This window comes from Micromonospora yasonensis, assembly GCF_026013475.1.
Classification (GTDB): domain Bacteria; phylum Actinomycetota; class Actinomycetes; order Mycobacteriales; family Micromonosporaceae; genus Micromonospora; species Micromonospora yasonensis.
The window spans coordinates 1-610 of sequence record NZ_JAPDPH010000475.1 but is presented as its reverse complement, the minus strand read 5'-3'; the positions used below and the strand labels follow the sequence as shown (position 1 = coordinate 610).

General features: G+C 74.1%; 1 protein-coding gene. It reads left to right on the top strand.

Annotated elements, in window-relative coordinates:
* Positions 1–610, top strand: a 610-nt coding sequence (locus ONA70_RS36420) for a glycogen debranching N-terminal domain-containing protein (protein ID WP_265011013.1), incomplete at both ends; no start/stop codon positions are given.

Genomic DNA, 610 nt, shown 5'->3' with positions numbered 1-610 from the left:
CCGCAGGGCTTCTTCGCCCGCAACACCCGGGTGCTCAGCCGGGAACGGATCACCGTCGACGGCCGGGAGCCGGTCCCGTTCGCCACCGGGAACGTGCGGGGACACGCCCAGCTCTCGTACGCGGAGCTGGGCAACGGGGAGGAGCTGCCGTCGCGAGCGGCGTACCTGCTGACCGAGCGGTTCGTCGGAGCGGGACTGCGGACCCGGTTCACCGTGGTCAGCTACGCCGCCCGGCCACTGGAGTTCGCGCTGCAGATTCGGGTCGCGGCGGACTTCGCCGACACCAGCGAGGCGGAGACGGGTCGACGGTTGCAGGTCGGCGAGGTCGGCGCCCGGTGGGATCCGACGGCGGCGGAACTGCGTTTGGCCTATCTGCGCGACGGCCTTGACCGGGCGGTCGCGGTCGTAATCCGGGCCGACGCCCCGGTAACGTACGACGACGGCGCGTTCCGCGTCGAGGTGGCGGTGCCGCCGCGCGGAAGCGCCCGGGTGGAGCTGCTGGTCGAGCCGGTCTTCGACGGGGTCCGGCTGGCCGCTCCCCCGGCGACGTTCACCGAGCCGGACGACTCCGCCGCCCGGGCCCGGTCCCGGCTGATCGGCGAGCTGGCCG